At 58.9% G+C, this 17,622-nt stretch carries 14 protein-coding genes; 12 read left to right on the forward strand and 2 right to left on the reverse strand.

The window, feature by feature from the left end; genetic code table 11:
- The first annotated feature begins 188 nt into the window (after positions 1 to 188).
- From FQB27_RS09455 to FQB27_RS09485, 7 genes are all read left to right on the forward strand, one after another.
- The gene (locus tag FQB27_RS09455; RefSeq protein ID WP_169560770.1) at positions 189 to 1,229 is read left to right on the forward strand and encodes a putative 2-aminoethylphosphonate ABC transporter substrate-binding protein; all 1,041 of its coding nucleotides are present in this window, start codon (positions 189 to 191) and stop codon (positions 1,227 to 1,229) included.
- Between the two features lie 113 nt (positions 1,230 to 1,342).
- Complete coding sequence (locus FQB27_RS09460) at positions 1,343 to 2,449, forward strand: putative 2-aminoethylphosphonate ABC transporter ATP-binding protein (RefSeq protein WP_169560771.1); 1,107 nt, start codon at positions 1,343 to 1,345, stop codon at positions 2,447 to 2,449.
- 1 nt (position 2,450) lies between these two features.
- On the forward strand, positions 2,451 to 4,157 hold the full coding sequence (locus FQB27_RS09465) for a putative 2-aminoethylphosphonate ABC transporter permease subunit (RefSeq protein ID WP_169560772.1): 1,707 nt from the start codon (positions 2,451 to 2,453) through the stop codon (positions 4,155 to 4,157).
- Positions 4,158 to 5,549 carry a (R)-1-hydroxy-2-aminoethylphosphonate ammonia-lyase gene (gene pbfA, locus FQB27_RS09470; RefSeq protein WP_169560773.1) on the forward strand — a complete coding sequence of 464 codons (1,392 nt, stop codon included), beginning with the start codon at positions 4,158 to 4,160 and terminating at the stop codon, positions 5,547 to 5,549.
- Positions 5,550 to 5,666: 117 nt separating this feature from the next.
- On the forward strand, positions 5,667 to 6,842 hold the full coding sequence (locus tag FQB27_RS09475) for a 2-aminoethylphosphonate--pyruvate transaminase (protein WP_169560921.1): 1,176 nt from the start codon (positions 5,667 to 5,669) through the stop codon (positions 6,840 to 6,842).
- Positions 6,843 to 6,875: 33 nt separating this feature from the next.
- Positions 6,876 to 8,549, forward strand: a complete 1,674-nt coding sequence (locus FQB27_RS09480; RefSeq protein WP_277346054.1) for a Na/Pi cotransporter family protein — start codon at positions 6,876 to 6,878, stop codon at positions 8,547 to 8,549.
- Positions 8,550 to 8,580: 31 nt separating this feature from the next.
- Positions 8,581 to 9,453 carry a GNAT family N-acetyltransferase gene (locus FQB27_RS09485; protein WP_169560775.1) on the forward strand — a complete coding sequence of 291 codons (873 nt, stop codon included), beginning with the start codon at positions 8,581 to 8,583 and terminating at the stop codon, positions 9,451 to 9,453.
- On the opposite strand, the gene FQB27_RS09490 is transcribed toward FQB27_RS09485, so the two are convergent.
- Positions 9,450 to 10,193 carry a glycerophosphoryl diester phosphodiesterase gene (locus tag FQB27_RS09490; RefSeq protein ID WP_169560776.1) on the reverse strand — a complete coding sequence of 248 codons (744 nt, stop codon included), beginning with the start codon at positions 10,191 to 10,193 and terminating at the stop codon, positions 9,450 to 9,452. The genes FQB27_RS09485 and FQB27_RS09490 overlap by 4 nt on opposite strands.
- Positions 10,194 to 10,217: 24 nt before the next feature.
- On the reverse strand, positions 10,218 to 10,904 hold the full coding sequence (ung, locus tag FQB27_RS09495) for a uracil-DNA glycosylase (RefSeq protein WP_169560777.1): 687 nt from the start codon (positions 10,902 to 10,904) through the stop codon (positions 10,218 to 10,220).
- Between the two features lie 207 nt (positions 10,905 to 11,111).
- On the opposite strand from ung, the gene FQB27_RS09500 reads away from it, so the two are divergent.
- Genes FQB27_RS09500 through FQB27_RS09520 form a run of 5 tightly spaced genes read left to right on the forward strand, consistent with a single transcriptional unit; the run spans position 11,112 to position 17,571 of the window.
- Positions 11,112 to 11,957: an FAD binding domain-containing protein gene (locus FQB27_RS09500; RefSeq protein WP_169560778.1), complete on the forward strand. Its 846-nt coding sequence runs from the start codon at positions 11,112 to 11,114 to the stop codon at positions 11,955 to 11,957.
- Complete coding sequence (locus tag FQB27_RS09505; RefSeq protein ID WP_169560779.1) at positions 11,954 to 14,695, forward strand: molybdopterin-dependent oxidoreductase; 2,742 nt, start codon at positions 11,954 to 11,956, stop codon at positions 14,693 to 14,695. The genes FQB27_RS09500 and FQB27_RS09505 overlap by 4 nt, the downstream gene beginning before the upstream one ends.
- On the forward strand, positions 14,692 to 16,125 hold the full coding sequence (locus tag FQB27_RS09510; protein WP_169560780.1) for a 6-hydroxynicotinate reductase: 1,434 nt from the start codon (positions 14,692 to 14,694) through the stop codon (positions 16,123 to 16,125). The genes FQB27_RS09505 and FQB27_RS09510 overlap by 4 nt, the downstream gene beginning before the upstream one ends.
- Complete coding sequence (locus FQB27_RS09515; RefSeq protein WP_169560781.1) at positions 16,122 to 16,991, forward strand: UPF0280 family protein; 870 nt, start codon at positions 16,122 to 16,124, stop codon at positions 16,989 to 16,991. Before FQB27_RS09510 ends, FQB27_RS09515 begins: the two co-directional genes overlap by 4 nt.
- Complete coding sequence (locus FQB27_RS09520) at positions 16,984 to 17,571, forward strand: amino acid synthesis family protein (RefSeq protein ID WP_206374493.1); 588 nt, start codon at positions 16,984 to 16,986, stop codon at positions 17,569 to 17,571. Before FQB27_RS09515 ends, FQB27_RS09520 begins: the two co-directional genes overlap by 8 nt.
- Positions 17,572 to 17,622 lie beyond the last annotated feature (51 nt).

A 17,622-nucleotide genomic window follows, 5' to 3' on the forward strand; every position in this document is an offset into this window, starting at 1 on the left:
GCCATATTGCTGCGTGAATTGATTGGGAGATAATCAGAAAAGTGTCGGGTTTTGGGGGCTGTAACAAAACAATAATAAAACTGTCTTCATTTGGTGCCGAGTAAAAAATTAAAGGTGTCCTCAGTTCCTGGCGACAGGAAATCGACAACTCTTTTTTGGTGTGAGTGTCTAACAGAAGGATTCGAAGAATGAAATCTCGTAAGCTGAAAACGACCTTTTTGGGGGTGCTTGGCGTCGCGTTCGCGGCAACTGCCTTTGCGAATATTGCGTCTGCCGCAACCGAACTGACCGTTTACACCGCCGTTGAAGCGGAAGACCTGAAGAAATACGCAAAGCGGTTCAACGAAGACCATCCGGATATCAAGATCAACTGGGTACGCGATTCCACCGGTATCGTGACAGCCAAGCTGCTGGCGGAAAAAGAAAACCCGCAGGCGGATGTGGTCTGGGGTCTGGCGGCCACCAGCCTGATGCTGCTGGGCGAGGAAGGCATGCTTGAGCCATATTCCCCGAACGGTGTTGAGAAACTGGACCCGAAATTCCGGGACAAGAACAACCCGACAACCTGGACCGGAATGGACGCCTGGGTTGCCTCCATCTGCTACAACACCGTTGAGGCTGAAAAAGCCGGCCTGCCGGTTCCGACCTCCTGGAAAGACCTGACCAAGCCCGTCTACAAAAACCAGGTGATCATGCCGAACCCGAATTCTTCCGGTACCGGCTTCCTTGACGTGTCTTCCTGGCTGCAGCTTTTTGGTGAAGAAGGCGGTTGGCAGTATATGGATCAGCTCCACGACAATATCGCCCGCTACACCCACTCTGGCTCCAAGCCGTGTAAACTGGCAGCCGCCGGTGAAATCCCGATCGGTATCTCTTTTGCTTTCCGTGCTGCCAAATCCAAGGCACAGGGCGCCCCGCTTGAAATCATCATTCCGACAGAAGGCGTCGGCTGGGACATGGAAGCAACGGCCATCATCAAGGGTTCCAAGAACATGGAAGCCGCCAAGACATTGGTAGACTGGTCCATCACCAAGAAAGCCAATGAAATGTACAACGAAGGCTATGCTGTTGTTGCCTATCCGGGTGTCGCAAAACCGGTTGAGCATTTCCCACCGCAAGTTGGCTCCGCAATGATCGACAACGACTTTGCCTGGGCCGCGAAGAACCGCGATCGCATTCTGAAAGAGTGGCAGGAACGCTACGATTCCAAATCTGAAGCGAAGAACTGATCCAGCGTCATGTTTGGACCGGCCCCTCATCCCTGTTTTGGGATGGGGGGCTGGTGCGTTTCCAGAATCGCACGTTTGTTGGTTGCTGGGTTATTTTGCATTAGGGAAAAATTATGAATTTAGTGAGTAGTGAAAGTCTGGAAAAGCAATATCTACAGATCCGGAATCTGACAAAAATCTTTGGTGATTTCGCGGCCTTGAAGGATGTCTCTCTGGATGTGTTCGAAGGCGAGTTTGTCTGCTTTCTGGGGCCGTCCGGATGCGGAAAGACAACCCTGCTGCGGGCCATCGCCGGGCTGGATATCCAGACCCAGGGAACGGTGGAGCAGGAGGGGCGGGATGTTTCGACCCTGCCAGCCGCAGAACGGGATTTCGGTATTGTTTTCCAGTCCTACGCCCTGTTCCCGAATCTGACGGTTGCTGACAATGTGGGATATGGTCTGGTCAATATGAAGGCGGACAAGGCCAAGGTCAGTGCGCGGGTTGAGGAGCTTCTGTCACTGGTCGGGTTGTCCGATCAGGGCGACAAGCATCCGGCCCAGCTTTCCGGCGGACAGCAACAACGGGTAGCCCTTGCCCGTGCGCTTGCCATGTCACCGGGGCTGCTGCTGCTGGATGAACCGCTGTCAGCGCTGGACGCCAAGGTTCGGGTACATTTGCGCCACGAAATGAAGGAATTGCAACGCCGTCTGGGCGTTACGACCATCATGGTTACCCATGATCAGGAAGAGGCGCTGACCATGGCCGACCGGATTGTGGTCATGAACAAGGGCGTGATTGAACAGGTGGGAACACCTGAGGAAATCTATCGCCACCCGGCCAGCCTGTTTGTGGCTGAATTTGTGGGGACCATGAATTTCATCGACGCCGGACGGGGCCCGAAGGGCGAGGTGGTGCTGGGGGATTTGACCCTTGAACTGAGCCCGCGCGAAGAAGCCAAGTTGAACGGCGGGGATGTGATCACCTGTGTCCGGCCTGAGGATATCAAGGTCCGCAATGTGGATGAGAATACGGTTAATTCCTTCCCGGTGACGGTGACCGATCTTGAGTTTCTGGGGTCGTTCTATCGCGCTACGCTGAACAACGACACTTTGCTCAATCACGAGATTTTTGGGGATTTTTCCATCAATCTGGTGCGGGATCGGGACATCCAGATTGGCAACACCATCCGTGTCGCCCTGCCTGTCAATCGGTTGCATATTTTCCGCAAGGGGAAATGAGATGACGGATCAGGCTGTATCAGAGTTAAAATCCCGCGCCATTCGTCCCAAGTTGAGCCGGGATGACTGGGTCATGCGGGGGTTCATCCTTGCCATTGGGGCGTGGCTTGTCGTCACCCTGTTGCTGCCGCTTTATTCCATGCTGTCAAAGAGCCTGGAATCGAAGGACGGCGCCTTTGTCGGGCTTGGGAACTATATCGAGTATTTTTCCACGCCAGCCCTGTTTTATTCCATTAACAACAGTTTCTTCATTGCCATTGTCTCTACGCTGATCACCATCAGTCTGGCGACGGTTTTTGCCTTTATTCTGGCCCGCTCCTGCATTCCGGGAAAAGCGGTTTTCAAGGGGATTGCCCTGCTGCCCCTGCTGGCACCGTCCCTGTTGCCGGGGATTTCGTTTGTTTATCTGTTCGGGCGTCAGGGGGTCTTGAAGGGCCTGCTGGGGGATTACAGCATCTATGGCCCGATCGGCATTGTGATGGGCGAGGTGTTCTATACGTTCCCGCACGCCCTGATGATCCTGATTGCCGCCTTTTCCATTGCCGATGCCCGCATGTATGAGGCCGCCGTGGCCCTTCGCACTTCGCGCATTCGGACCTTTTTCACGGTCACATTGCCGGGAATCAAATACGGGTTGATCAGTGCCATTTTCGTGGTGTTCACCCTCGTGATCACGGATTTCGGTATCCCCAAGGTTATCGGTGGCCAGTATAATGTTCTGGCGACGGATATTTATAAACAGGTGATCGGGCAACAGAATTTTGAAATGGGCGCCGTGGTCAGTGTCGTCCTGTTGATCCCGGCCATTCTGGCCTTTGCGGTGGATCGTTTCGTGCAGCGGAAACAGGTTGCCATGCTGACAGCGCGGGCCGTTCCCTATGAGCCGAAACCCCATGCGTTGCTGGACAAGATTTTCTTTGTCTACTGCCTGATTATCAGCCTGATGATTGTGGGCATTATCGGCATGGCCGGTTTTGCGTCTTTCGTGTCCTTCTGGCCGTATAATCTGGAACTGTCACTGAAGAACTATAACTTCGACCTGATGGATGGGGGCGGCTGGTCGTCGTTCTACAACTCCCTCAAGATGGCAGCCTATACGGCGGTTTTCGGAACCATTGTGATCTTTACCGGCGCGTATATGGTCGAGAAGGCGAACGGCTTCAAGATCGTGCGCGGTATCATCCAGTTCCTGTGCATGATCCCGATGGCGGTGCCGGGGATGGTGCTGGGTCTGGCCTATATCTTCTTCTTTAACAGCCCGTCCAACCCGCTGGGGTTCATTTATGGCACCATGCCCATTCTGGTGATTGTCACCATTGCGCATTTCTATACGGTCAGTCACCTGACAGCCATGACGGCCCTGAAACAGATCGATCCTGAATTCGAGACGGTCTCCGCCTCGTTGAAGGTGCCGTTCTTCAGGACATTCCTGCGGGTTACTGTGCCGGTCTGTATGCCCGCCATTCTGGATATTTCCATCTATCTGTTCGTGAACGCCATGACCACGGTGTCTGCGGTGATCTTCCTCTATTCATCGGATACGACACTGGCGTCGGTTGCGGCGCTGAACATGGATGATGCCGGGGACGTGGCGCCTGCGGCGGCCATGTGTATGGTGATTGTGGCAACATCCGCCACGGTGCGCGTGCTGCATGCCCTGCTGACGCGGGGGTTGTCGCGGCGGACCCAGGCATGGCGGCAGCGCTAGATGACCGGGGCTGACAGACCGGGCGGGAGGCCCCATCAATCCGAAGGGGATGTGAATTTGTCACCCCGAAGGCAGGCATGGGCCGCCCGCAACATCGATCCGTCTTCGTCCCGCCTGCTGGCGCGGGACGAGGCGGCCTTCCTGCATCAGTCGGTTTCAACCCCTTGTTTGAACACCATCAAGGGGGCGGAAGGGGCCTATATCATCGACGGGCAGGGCCGGCGGTATCTGGATTTTCACGGTAACAATGTCCACCATATCGGGTATGGGCACCCCAAATTGAAAGAGGCCATTACCCGGCAAATGGAGGAACTCCCCTTTGCCCCGCGGCGCTTTACCTGTGAGCCTGCTGTTGAACTGGCGGAAAAATTGCGGGACATTTCGCCGGGGGATCTTGGCAAGGTGCTGTTTGCGACCGGCGGGTCCGATGCCATCGAAATGGCGCTGAAGGTGGCGCGGGCCAAAACCGGCCGGTTCAAGACCCTGTCTTTCTGGGATGCGTTCCACGGGGCCGGGTTTGGCGCGTCCAGCATCGGCGGGGAGCAACTGTTCCGGGGGCAGGCGATCGGACCGCTTTTGCCGGGAACCGAACATGTGGCCCCCTTTGCCTGCTACCGCTGCCCCTATGGATATGAGGCAAGGCCAGACGGAACCCCCGATCTTGAAACCTGCAAGATGACCTGTGCCAATATGGTGCGTTATGTGCTGGAAAAGGAAGGCAATGTGGCGGCGGTGATTGCGGAACCGGCCCGTGCCGTTCCCTATATGCCACCGCCCGGTTTCTGGAAGGCCGTGCGGCAGGCCTGTAACGAGGCCGGGGCAGTGCTGATTTTTGATGAAATTCCAACGGGCCTTGGCAAGACCGGGAAGATGTTCGCCTGCGATCATGATGAGGTGGTGCCGGATATCCTGGTCATGGGCAAGGCGCTGGGGGGCGGTATTTTGCCCATCGCCGCGACCCTGTGCCATCCCGATCTGGATGTGCTGGGGGAGTATGCCATCGGGCATTACACGCATGAGAAAAACCCGGTGACCACACGGGCCGCCCTGACCACCATCGAGATTATCGAGGAAGAGGGGCTGGTGGAAAATGCCGCCAGCGTGGGGGCTTATGCGCTGGCGCGGATGCAGGATATGAAATCCCGCCATGACCTGATCGGGGATGTGCGGGGGCGGGGATTTTTGCTGGGGCTTGAATTGGTCGAGGACCGGAAAACCCGGGCCGGCGCCCCGGATGCCGCCGAGGAAATCCTGTATAAGGCGCTGGATGCCGGTCTCAGTTTCAAGACCACCATGGGCAATGTTCTGACCCTGACGCCCCCCCTGATCACCACCCGCGAGCAGATGGATTTTGCGCTGGATATTCTGGAAGCGGCCATCGCGGCCTATTGATAATTTAAACTGATATATTGAATTAAAAATAGCAATTTGACTTATCCTTTGGGGCGGCGCCATATCAGGGCATTGATGCCATGATCCCATTTGAAAAGGAGAAGGGATGTGACCCAGATGGCTGTTGCAAGTCAGGAACTTTCCACAGAACAAGGAACAATCGCCGTGGGCGGGGAACCTTACCTTTTGACGCCGGGTCCGCTGACCACGGCGCTGTCCACCAAGGCGGCCATGCTGCGGGACTGGGGATCGTGGGATGGAGATTTCAAGGCCGTTACGGCGGAAATCCGGTCCCGTCTGGTTGAGATGTGCGGGGGCGAGGATGCCTATGACTGTGTCCTGATGCAGGGAAGCGGCACCTTTTCCGTCGAGGCGGCGCTGGCGTCCTTTATCCCGCAGGATGGCAAGGCGCTGATCTTGATGAACGGGGCCTATGGGCAGCGGTCCGCCAAGATACTGGATTATATTGGCCGCGCCTATGTGACACTGGACAAGGGGGATTACCTGCCGCCGATGCCCGAAGAGGTGGATGCCATCCTTTCCGCCGACGGGGACATCACCCATGTGGTGGTGGTGCATTGCGAGACCAGTTCCGGTATCCTGAACCCGCTGAAGGGGATCTCGGATGTGACGCAAAAGCATGGCCGGAAGCTGATCGTGGACAGCATGAGCGCCTTTGGCGCGGTGCCGGTGGATGTGGCCGATGTCCCGTTTGAGGCGCTTGTTTCCTCCGCCAACAAATGTATCGAGGGCGTGCCCGGATTCGGGTTTGTGCTGGCCCGGAAATCCGCCCTTGAAGCGGCACGAGGCAACAGCCATTCTCTCAGCCTTGATGTTCATGACCAGTGGGTCTACATGAACAAGACGGGGCAATGGCGCTTTACCCCGCCAACCCATACGGTCGTTGCCTTCCGGGAGGCCTTGCACCTGCACGAGAAGGAAGGGGGCGTCACGGGGCGTCTTGCCCGCTATACCCGAAACCGGGATGTACTGGTGTCCGGGATGCGGGCCCTCGGGTTTGAAACCCTGCTTGAGGATGAATGGCTGTCGCCAATCATCACCACCTTTTTCAGTCCGGCGGACCCCGCCTTTGATTTCGGTCGTTTTTATGATGAAATCAAAGCCCGGGGGTTCGTTATCTATCCCGGCAAGTTGACCGAAGCGGAAAGTTTTCGCATCGGTTGTATCGGCGCACTGGACCACAGGGTCATGGAAGGTGTATTGAAGGCAGTCAAGGAAAGTTGTGAGGCGATCGGGGTGACGAACTTCGGTCCGCCGGATGGAGTGAAATAAGAAAAATTGCATGCAACATCGGTTCTGATCAGTTTGTTAGGTGGCGTGGCCCTTCTTTTGTGGGGGCTGCGCATGGTAAATACAGGTGTGACCCGCGCGTTTGGCCGGGAGCTTGGGAAAATCCTCAATCTTAGCCTGCGGAACCGGGTGAATTCGTTCTTCGGGGGCCTTGGCGTGACCATGCTGCTGCAAAGCAGTACCGCCACGGCCCTGCTGACCGCCTCGTTCGCCGGGCGGGGGCTTGTCCCTGCGGCGGCGGGCATTGCCATCATGCTGGGGGCCGATGTGGGAACCACGCTGGTGGCTCAGTTGCTGAGTTTCGATCTGTCCTGGCTGGCACCGGTGATGCTGTTTGTCGGCTTTGTGCGTCATTCGTCCGCCAAGTCCACACGGGCCAAGAATCTGGGGCGTATCCTGCTGGGCCTTGGCATGATGCTGACCGCCTTGAAACTGTTGGTCATGGCATCGGAACCGGTGCGCCAGTCCGATGTGGCCCAATATGTCTTTTCCTCCCTTGCCAACGAACCCGTCCTGACCGTGGTGCTGGGCGCGCTGGTCGCCTTTATCGCCCATTCCAGTCTGGCGACGGTGCTGTTTATCGTGACGCTGGCCTCTACGGGTGGGGTGCCGCTTGATGTGGGTTATGCCATGATTCTGGGCGCCAATCTGGGCGGTGCGTTGCCGCCGGTTCTGGCAACCATGAACGGGGATGCAGCGTCGCGCCGTCCGCCGCTTGGCAACTTTATCTGCCGGCTTGCCGGGGTGATTGTCCTGTTGCCGTTTCTGGACCTTGTGGCCATGGAACTGGTCCGGCTGGAATCAGAACCGGCCCGTCAGTTGGTCAACCTGCATACCTTCTTTAACCTTGGACTGGCCGCCTTCTTCATTTTCTGGACGGGGCCGCTTGGCCGCCTGACCGAGAAGCTGATCCCGGAAACCCGGAATGCCAATGCCTCGACCCCGGTACCCATGCATCTGGACAAGGCGGCACTGGCCAGTCCGCAACTGGCACTGGCCAATTCCGTGCGGGATACCCTGCGGATGGGGGATGTGCTGGAGCAGATGTTCCGGGATTTCCGCCAGGCGTTTGAGAATAACGACAAGGCGCAGCTGGAACCGGTTCGCAAATCCGACGAGTATCTGAAGAATTTCAGTGCCGCCATCAAGCAGTACCTGACCGAGCTTGGCCGGGAAACGCTGGAGGAAGAGGATGAGGAACGCTGCACGGAAATCATTTCCTTTTCCAGTGATCTGGAACAGATCGGCAATATTGTCGTCCTGAATCTGGCCGAATATCTGGAACGCACCAACGAGCAACAGATTGTCTTTTCCGATGCGGACATGAAGGACCAGAACCGGTTGTTTGACATGCTGGTCGAGAACCTGAAACTGTCCTTCAGTGTGTTGCTGACACGGGACATGACAACCGCAGGCGTATTGGTGCGAAAGAAACAGGCGCTGCGGGATGAGGTCTACAAGGCCGCCAACGACCATCTGGAACGGCTGCGGTTCGATCAGTCCTTTGCACAGGATGCCAGTGCCCTGCATCTGGGCCTGCTCAGCGATTTGCGGCGGATCAGTTCCCTGATCAGCTCCATCGCCTATTCGGTGCGACTGGATGCGGAACGGCTGGCCGCCGGGAAGGGCACGGCAAAACCGGCCTCGACCGACGAGGCAACTACGCTGGACCCGTCCGGTAATCTTTAACCCTCCGGAAGACGCAGACAGGAGATAAACCATGACCCTGACAGCACGGCATGGCGCGGATATCCGCAGGCTTGACGGTTCCCATATGGACGCCCTGATGGCGATCACCGACGAGGTTGGGTGGGGCTTCACCCGTCAATACTGGCAGGTGGTTCTGGCGGCGGGGGCCGTGTTCGGCCTGTACCGGGACGAAGACACACCGGCGGCCGTGTCGGCCATTTTCGATTATGGACCGGAATTGTCCGCGCTGGGTGTGGTGATTGTCCGGGAACGGTATCGCGGGCAGGGGCTGGCGTCCCTTGTGATTGACGCGGCCGAAGGCGGCCTTGAGCGCACCGGTGCCCCGCTTCTGTTGATTTCAACAGCCGATGGTCAGCCTGTCTACGAACGGCGGGGCTTTGTCACGGTGTCGGAATGCCGCAAACTGGTCAAGCCGGAAGGCGTGATCGTCGGGGAGCCGCCGAAACTGGAAAACGGCCGGTTTGTTCCGGTCACTGAAGACAATCTTGACCGTGTTCTGGAACTGGACAGGGCGGTGTTTGGTGCGGACCGGACGCCGGTTATCCGCGCCATGTTCCATACCTGCCTGCAGGCCTTGGCGGTTGAGCAGGACGGCGATCTGACTGGATATGCCTTCCTCTATGCCCGGCAGGGGATCGAGGCGATCGGGCCGGTGGTGGCCGAAAATGATGCCATGGCTAAAGCCCTCTGTCAGATGCTGGCCTATGGCCGGGAGGGCGGGGTACGGATTGATGTTCTGTCCCATCAGGCAACCTTTGGGGAGGCCCTTGGAACCCTTGGCTTCCAGACGGCGGAGGCTGTCCCGCTCATGATGCTGAACGGGAGCAGCGACCTTGTCAGCCGTCCGGGTGCCTATGCGCTTGTCTCGCAGACCTATGGTTAGATCAGGGGCAGCAGGCGGTCGGGATAGTCGGTGATCACCGCATCGACCCCCCAATCCAGCAGGCGTTTTGCCTCGTCCTCGTCATTCACCGTATAGACAAGGAACTTGTATCCGGCGGACTGAACGTCCCGGACCGCGGCCTCGGTGACAAATTCCCGCTGCACATGCAGGCTGGCGGCGCCGGCCTCGCTAAGACGCTTTTCCCAATCCGGCGCGATGGCCTCGGTCAGGTATCCCAAGGGCAGGTGCGGGGTGATCCGTCCGATGGTCACCAGTGCCTCGATATCGAAGGAGGACAGCAGAATGGGGAAACGATCCTTCAGGTGGGTGTTCAGGAACTGCCCGACGGTTTCCGCGGTTGGAACCTGCCAGCCCGCGCAGGGCTTCACTTCCAGATTGAGACTAATGCCAAGATCGGCAAGGCAATCCAGTGTTTCTTCCAGCGTGGGAATGCGTACACCGCGATACTGGTCGGAGAACCAGCTTCCTGCATCCAGATCGCGAATTTCTTCGAAGGTTTTCAGCAGGATGGGGCCGCTGCCATCGGTGCAGCGCTTGACATCCATGTCATGATGGATGACCGGCACCCCGTCGGCGGTCAGTGTTACGTCAATTTCAATACTCTTCGTGCCGACCTCGGCTGCCTTGCGAAAGGATACCAGGGTATTTTCCGGGGCCAATCCCCGTGCTCCCCGGTGGCCGATAATGCGTGGCATGGTATCGAAGAATGAAGTGGTCATGTAATCAGGCTCCAAATCAGGAAATTAGTCTGTGTCTGTGATGGACCAGTCGATAGGTGACTGACCTGTTTGTTGTAGATAATCATTTGCCTTGGAAAAATGGCCATTCCCAAGGAACCCCCTGTGGGCGGACAGGGGGGAGGGATGCGGACTTTCCAGCACCAGATGTCGGCTCCGATCGATCATCCGGCCTTTCTTTCGGGCATAGCCACCCCAGAGAAGGAAAACCAGATGGTCCCGCTCTGCGTTCAGGGCGGCCACGGCGGCATCGGTGAAATCCTCCCAGCCCTGCCCCTGATGGGAACCGGCCGCCGCCTCTTCCACTGTCAGGACCGCATTCAGGAGCAATACCCCCTGTTTCGCCCAGTCTTCCAGATTGCCGTGGCAAGGGACGGGAAGTCCAAGGTCCCGGTTGATTTCCTTATAGATATTGCGAAGCGAGGGCGGGATCGGAACGCCTTTGCGAACGGAAAAGCTGAGCCCGTGGGCCTGTCCCGGACCGTGATAGGGGTCTTGCCCCAGAATGACAACCTTGACCGCGCCGAAGGGGGTAGCGTTGAAGGCGGAAAACACAGCCTGCCCGTCCGGGAAAATCCGCTTTCCCGCCTGTTCCTCGGCGGTCAGGAACTTTTCAAGCTGCTGCATATATGGTTTGTCAAACTCGGCGCCCAATATTGACCGCCAGCTTTGGTCCAGATGTCCCGGTATCACAAGTGCCCCTTAAAGCGTGATCGTTTTCTAAAGGTTCAGGATGCGTTTCAACACGAATCCGGTTAAGTCTTATTATGGGTTGATCGGGAGGAGAAGCGATTTATCTTATAACGCTTGCAATATGAAGGAAATATGAAACCGGTTGCTTGACAGCCTTCCCTGTTTTTCTAATATTGTTCGTACACAAATAAAAAGAGGCGATGGTAAATGGGAGATTATTATCGGCCTGCCGTGCTTTCCGATCTGTTACAGCGATTGGAGGCGGGTAATGCAGCCATTCTGGCCGGAGGGACGGATTTTTATCCGGCCCGGGTCGGTCGGCATCCGCATGAAAATATCATCGATATCACCGCCGTTCAGGCCTTGAAGGGCATTCGCGAAACGGCAGATGGCTGGACCATTGGCGCGGCCACCACATGGGCCGATGTGACAGCGGCGGAACTGCCCCCGCTGTTTGATGGGTTGAGAGCGGCGGCGCGGGAAGTGGGCGGACGGCAGATACAGAATGCCGGCACCATTGGCGGCAATGTGTGCAACGCATCCCCCGCAGCGGACGGGATGCCCGCGCTTCTCAGTCTTGATGCGGAGGTGGAGATACAGGTGCGACGGGGCTGCCACAGGATGCCGGTTCGGGATTTTGTTCTTGGAAACCGGAAAACGCAGCTTGAGGCAGGCGAAATTGTTACCGCCTTTCATTTTCCGCGCCGCGATCCGCAGCGATCAAAGGGCAGTTTCCTGAAACTGGGGGCGCGGCGCTATCTTGTGATCTCGCTGGTGATGGTTGCGGGAAGTGTCGAATGGGACAGCGACCGGATCATCACATCCTGCCGCATTGCCGTGGGCGCCTGTTCCGAAGTGGCGGAACGTCTGGCGGCGCTTGAAAATCGTCTGATCGGCCAGAAACTGTCTGGCGGGCTTGAGGCACTGGTCGGGGATGACTGCCTTGCCGGGCTTGCCCCGATTGATGATGTGCGCGCCACGGCAGCCTATCGGCAGGAAGCCGCGGGGGTGCTTCTGCGCCGCCTGATCCGGGAATGGGGAGAAATGGCATGACATCCACGATTTCTTTCAAGGTGAACGGGGCCAGGGCCCGTGTCGATGTCTCCCCGGTGAAGCGGTTGTCTGATGTGCTGCGGGATGATCTGGGACTGACCGGAACCAAGGTGGGGTGCAATGCCGGGGATTGCGGGGCCTGTACGGTTCTGCTGGATGGGGAGCAGGTCTGTTCCTGCCTGACAGCCGCGGGACAGGTGGAAGGGCGCAGCGTCACCACGGTTGAAGGGTTGGCCCCGACCGGTGTTCTGAATGATTTGCAGGCGTCCTTCAAGCGCCATGGTGCGGCCCAATGTGGGATTTGTTCGCCCGGAATGCTGATGGCGGCGAGCAGCCTGTTAAGCCGCTGTTCATCCCCGACCCGGACACAGGTGGAGGATGCCCTTGGCGGGGTTCTGTGCCGTTGCACCGGATATCAGAAGATCGTCGAGGCGGTGATGGATGCAGGCGGGCAGGGCGAGGCGTTGACGTGCCCTGGGGCGGGCGCGGCGGTTGGCGCGCCCTTGGCCAAGCTGGACGCCGACCCGAAATTGACAGGGGCTGAAAAATACGGCGCGGACAGCATTCCGAAGGATGCCTTGTGGGTGCGGATTTTCAGGTCCCCCCACGCCTTCGCCCATGTCCGGTTGGGTGATTTTGGTGATCTTGTCGCCGCGACTGACGGGCTTGAGGATATTCTGACCCATGAAGATATTCCGTTTAACCGGTTTGGAATTTATCCGGTCGGCAAGGACCAACCGGTCCTGACAGAAGGGCTGGTCCGGTACCGGGGGGATGCGCTGGTGGCGGCGGTGGGAACCCGGCAGGCGGTTCAGTCCCTGCAACTGGCAGACCTTCCCGTCACGTTCGAGGCCATGCCGCCGCTCACCGGGGTGGCAGAGGCAAAAGCCAGTGACGCTTTCCAACTGCACGAGGACAAACCGGGGAACATTCTGATTGAGGGCGCGGTTCGAAAGGGAGAGGCAAAAGCGGCCTTTGAGAGCGCAGCAGCCCGGTCGGAAGGAGCCTTCACGACCCATTTCGTGGAACATGCCTATATCGAGCCGGAAGCCGGATGGGCGCGCCCCGTGGGAGACCGGGTCGAGGTTCATGTCACCACACAGGCGGTGCATATGGACCGGGACGAAATTGCCAGCGTTCTGCAAATTCCAAAGGATCGGGTTCGGGTGATCCCGACCGCCTGCGGCGGCGGCTTTGGCGGCAAGCTGGATGTGTCGGTACAGCCCATTCTGGCGGTGGCGGCGATGAAATACGGGCGGGCGGTGGCCTGCGTGTATGAACGGCCTGACAGCATGGCATCCAGCACCAAGCGGCACCCGTCTGAAATTACCTGTCGTTTTGCCGCCGATGAACAGGGGCTGCTGGTGTCCAGTGAACTGATTGCAGATTTTAATACGGGGGCCTATGCGTCGTGGGGGCCGACGGTGGCGGGGCGCGTCCCAGTGCATGGAAGCGGGCCGTATTTCGTGCCGAACGTCCATAATATCGGGCGCGGGGTTTTTACCAATGGACCGCCCGCCGGGGCTTTTCGCGGCTTCGGCGTGCCACAGGCGGCCATCGCCCATGAATGTATGATGGATGATCTTGCAGAACAACTGACCCTTGACCGGTTGGAAATCCGGCTGCGAAATGCCTTGCGGCCGGGCCAGCCAACGGCGACCGGACAGGTTCTGACCCACAGCGCAGGCATGGCTCCCTGTCTGGAAGCCCTGAAAGAACCGTGGGCGGAATTGAACCGGCAGGCGGATGGGTTCAACAGGGCATCATCGGGAAGCCTGCGGCAAGGGGTGGGCATCGGTGCCATGTGGTACGGGATCGGCAATACGGCCCTGTCCAACCCGTCCACCATGGAAGTGGGAATTGATCCCGGAGGCCAGATTGTCTTTTTCAACGGCGCGGTGGATATCGGGCAGGGGTCAAACACCATTCTGGCCCAGATTTGCGCCGATGCGGCGGGACTGCCGGTTGAGGCCTTTACCTATATCATGGGGGACAGCGACCTGACGGAAGATGCCGGAAAAACATCGGCATCGCGCCAGACATTTGTTTCAGGCAAGGCGGCGGAACAGGCCGGGCAGGATTTGCGACTGTCCATCCTGCGGCATGTGAATGCGGGCGAGGGCGCGCGGATCACTTTGTTGCCCGGCTGTCTGGTGGTTGAGGATGACAGCGCCCGTCACGAAATCCATCTGGAAGACCTTCCCCGGCAGGACAAGGGTATGGTGTTCATGGGGCGGGGCAATTTCGATCCGCCGACCCGTCCCCTTGATGAAAACGGGCAAGGGGACCCGTATGCTACCTACGGGTTTGCCGCGCAGATTGCGCTGGTTGAGGTGGATACGGACCTTGGAACCACCCGCGTGCGCAAGATTGTTGCCGCCCATGATGTGGGCCGGGCCATCAATCCGCAACAGGTGGAAGGACAGATTCATGGGGGCATTGCCCAAGGGATGGGCCTTGCCCTGATGGAGGAATATGTCCCCGGCGTGACCGAGAACCTGCATGATTACCTGATCCCCACCTTTGGCGATATGCCGGCTATGGAGGTGATCATTGTCGAGGATGAGGAACCGCTGGGCCCCTATGGTGCCAAGGGGGTTGGCGAGCCGGGACTGGTCCCGACCGCCCCCGCCATCTTTGGGGCGGTGCGTCACGCCACCGGGGTTCGGGTGACCGAGGCCCCCTTGCTGCCCCACAAATTGAAAGCCGCCCTGACCAATCAAGAGGCCCGAAAATGACAGATGAAAGCCCCAAGGACGAAGGTCTGATCCGCTGTGATGCCTGTCCGGTTCTGTGCCGCATTCGCGAGGGCCGGGCCGGAGCCTGTGACCGGTATGCCAATGTACAGGGGGTGCTGACCCGTGTTGATCCGCTGCTGGTTCTGGAACAGGCAGACAGATTGGTTCCCTTTGCGGAGGGGGCCGCGTCATGGCAGGGGGATCGGGCGGTGCAGGCGGTGCCGGTGATCACGGGCGTCGGGTCCGGGACGACCTATCCCGATTACAAGCCCGCGCCGTTTATTGTCGGGGCCAGTGTGAAGGGTGTGGATACGGTCACGGTGGTGTCTGAAGGCATTTTCAGTTACTGCGGGGTCAAGGTGAAGATCGATACCGACCGGTATGTGGGGCCGGAAAGCGCCGCCGTCTTTGCCGAAGGGGAACAGGTCGGTCATGTGACAACCGCCGAATATGGCAGCCAGATGCTGTCCCTTGGCGGGGTGCGCCATTTGACGGGCGGGTCCAAGAAAGAGGGGTGGGTCACCTGCGATACCCTTTTGAATTTGTGCAACAAGAAGGCCGTTGAACTGACCGTGGAGGGCGGCGCCCGGATACTTGTCCAGTCCGGCCAGCCCCCGATCATTGACGGCGACCGGGAAGAGCGGATGCGGGTTGGCTGTGGGTCGGCCACCATCGGCATTTTCGCCCGGCAGTGGTTTGGCAAGGTGGATGAGGTGATCGTGGTGGATGACCATATCACCGGCGTCCTGACCGAGCATCAGGCCGGGCAGTTTCTGGATATGCCCGTGTCGGGGATCAAGGTGCGGGGGCGGCGTTCCACACCGGGGCGGTATTTTCAGGTGGCGGAGCATGGCGCCGGATGGGGCGGCACCGATATCACCAATCCCCTTGATATCATCGACAGGGTGGACCCGAAAAAGGCTCGGCCCGGCATGACCCTTTTGATGGTTTCCACCACGGGGCAGGATAGTGCATGGTTCGTTTTGGATGACGATCTGGTGCCGAGGCCGGCCCCCATGCCGGATGACATCCGGCAGGTGGTTGACCGGATCGCGGAAAATTGTGAACCGGCGCTTTGTACTGTTCTTTTCATGGCTGGGGCGGGCGGGTCGCTTCGGGCCGGTGTGACGGAAAACCCGGTTCGCCTGACCCGGTCGGTCAAGGATGCCCTGACCCGTGTGACCTGCGGCGGGGCACCGGTTTATGTCTGGCCCGGCGGCGGGATCACGGTGCTGGTGGATGTGGCGGCCATGCCGGACAATTCCTTTGGATATGTGCCAACGCCCGCCCTTGTGGCTCCCATCGAATTTTCCATGAGCCGACAGGATTATGAGGCGCTGGGCGGCCATATGGACAGCATCATTCCCGTCAGCGAGGTTCTGGGACGGGACCGGATCATCACGCTGACCGGCGCGGACACACGCCCATGACGCAGGCAACCGGCAGACTTCTGGAGGATGGCCGGCGATTGCATCTGCAGCATGGCCCGATTGATATCATCGCCGAAGGGGTGGGCCCGGCCGCAGTGGTCGAGCAGGCCTATGATCAGGGGATGAGGTTTTTCGGCACAATTCTTGCCGATCTGGTGTCGGTTCTGGAGACTTTGCGAACCCCCATCCGGCCGGGGCCGGTTCCGGCCCTTGACGGGGTTGCCCGATCCATGTGGCTGGCGGCCCACCGGTTTTCGGACAATACGTTCGTCACCCCCATGGCAGCGGTTGCCGGGGCGGTCGCCGATGCGGTCAAGCAGGCCATGCTGGCAGGGTGCCCGCTGGAAAAGCTGTATGCCAATAATGGCGGGGATATTGCCCTGCATCTGTCGGGGGATGCCCTGTTCCGCTCCGGGATTGTCAATGATCCGGATGCGCCGTCCGTGGATGCAACCCTGACGCTGGGGGCTGCGGACGGGGTTGGCGGGATTGCCACATCCGGGTGGCGGGGCCGGTCTTTGTCGGCGGGGATTGCCGATGCGGTGACGGTGCTGGCGGATACCGCCGCTCATGCCGATGTGGCCGCAACCCTGATTGCCGGTGCGGTAAATGTGGACAGCCCCCGTATTGCCCGGAAACCGGCGCGGCAGGTTCGCGATGAAACCGATCTTGGCGACCTGCCGGTAACGGTGCAGGTTGATCCGCTCTCGCCAGAGGAAATCAATATGGCCCTTGACGCCGGGGTGCGACGGGCGGAACAGTATATGACGGCGGGGTTGGTGACGGGCGTTTACCTGTCCCTGCAAGGAACAACAAGAAACATATCAAACAGGATTATCCAATTGGGGAGAACAGAACATGAGTGAACTGGTCAAGGTTCGTAAAATTTCAACACAGGTCGAGGAAGTCTATCACGAGGGCGGACCCGTCCGGGCCGAACCGGTGCTGAAGGGATCAATCGTGGCGGTGGTCGAGAACCCGTACGCAGGGCGCTATGTGGAGGATATTACCCCGTTTATGGAGGCGTTGAAGCCGCTGGGTCTCAAGCTGGCGAAACAACTGATCGAGGCGCTGGGCGGGGATGCCGAGACTATCACCAGCTATGGCAAGGGCGCCATTGTGGGTGAGGACGGCGAAAGTGAACATGGTGCCACCTGGCATGTGGCGGGCGGATATGCCATGCGCGAGGCTCTTGGCAAGGCCTTGGCGATTGTCCCGTCCTCCAAGAAGGTGGGACATATGGGATCGCGCCTTGAAATCCCGCTGACCCACAAGGATGCGTCTTATGTGCGCAGTCATTTCGATGCCATGGAAGTAGGCCTTGGGGATAGCCCGCGCCGGGGGGAAATCCTGTTTGCACTGGTCATGACCACAGGCGGGCGGCCTCATGCGCGCCTCGGCGGTTTGGCGGCGGAGGATATTTCCCAGAATGACGGCCTGAGATAACGGGCACAGGCGGGACGCGCGGCAGACGGTAAAGGGTAGACGGCAGACAGC

This window comes from Sneathiella chinensis (assembly GCF_012720115.1).
GTDB lineage: Bacteria > Pseudomonadota > Alphaproteobacteria > Sneathiellales > Sneathiellaceae > Sneathiella > Sneathiella chinensis.

Coding starts and splice junctions, on each gene's coding strand:
- FQB27_RS09460 (WP_169560771.1), top strand. CDS start 1,343: ATGAATTTAGTGAGTAGTGAAAGTCTGGAAAAGCAATATCTACAGATC.
- FQB27_RS09465 (WP_169560772.1), top strand. CDS start 2,451: ATGACGGATCAGGCTGTATCAGAGTTAAAATCCCGCGCCATTCGTCCC.
- FQB27_RS09510 (WP_169560780.1), top strand. CDS start 14,692: ATGACAGATGAAAGCCCCAAGGACGAAGGTCTGATCCGCTGTGATGCC.
- FQB27_RS09490 (WP_169560776.1), bottom strand. CDS start 10,193: ATGACCACTTCATTCTTCGATACCATGCCACGCATTATCGGCCACCGG.
- pbfA (WP_169560773.1), top strand. CDS start 4,158: ATGACCGGGGCTGACAGACCGGGCGGGAGGCCCCATCAATCCGAAGGG.
- FQB27_RS09520 (WP_206374493.1), top strand. CDS start 16,984: ATGAGTGAACTGGTCAAGGTTCGTAAAATTTCAACACAGGTCGAGGAA.
- FQB27_RS09500 (WP_169560778.1), top strand. CDS start 11,112: ATGGGAGATTATTATCGGCCTGCCGTGCTTTCCGATCTGTTACAGCGA.
- FQB27_RS09505 (WP_169560779.1), top strand. CDS start 11,954: ATGACATCCACGATTTCTTTCAAGGTGAACGGGGCCAGGGCCCGTGTC.
- FQB27_RS09455 (WP_169560770.1), top strand. CDS start 189: ATGAAATCTCGTAAGCTGAAAACGACCTTTTTGGGGGTGCTTGGCGTC.
- FQB27_RS09485 (WP_169560775.1), top strand. CDS start 8,581: ATGACCCTGACAGCACGGCATGGCGCGGATATCCGCAGGCTTGACGGT.
- FQB27_RS09515 (WP_169560781.1), top strand. CDS start 16,122: ATGACGCAGGCAACCGGCAGACTTCTGGAGGATGGCCGGCGATTGCAT.
- FQB27_RS09475 (WP_169560921.1), top strand. CDS start 5,667: ATGGCTGTTGCAAGTCAGGAACTTTCCACAGAACAAGGAACAATCGCC.